Annotated in this window: 1 protein-coding gene and 1 pseudogene; both read right to left on the bottom strand. The window is 55.5% G+C overall.

All coding sequences use genetic code 11. The features are described 5' to 3' along the window. A partial coding sequence (locus tag BGK49_RS19660) for an IS1-like element transposase (RefSeq protein WP_458694272.1) occupies nucleotides 1-168 on the bottom strand: 168 nt, incomplete at its 3' end. Further along, nucleotides 131-211: pseudogene (locus BGK49_RS31765) on the bottom strand (IS1 family transposase); the annotation flags it as partial. The gene BGK49_RS19660 and the pseudogene BGK49_RS31765, both read right to left, overlap by 38 nt.

Raw genomic sequence — 211 nt, forward strand, 5'->3', positions numbered from 1 at the left:
CGTGTTGAGGCCAACGCCCATAATGCGTGCACTGGCGCGACATCCGACGCCATTCATGGCCATATCAATGATTTTCTGGTGCGTACCGGGCTGAGAGGCGGTGTAAGTGAACGTGTAGTTGCCATGTTTTACGGCAATGAGAGCAGAGATAGCGCTGATGTCCGGCAGTGCTTTTGCCGTTACGCACCACGCCTTCAGTAGCGGAGCAGGA

Origin of the sequence: Shigella sp. FC1544 (assembly GCF_001722145.1) — a bacterium.
GTDB classification, from domain to species: domain Bacteria; phylum Pseudomonadota; class Gammaproteobacteria; order Enterobacterales; family Enterobacteriaceae; genus Escherichia; species Escherichia coli.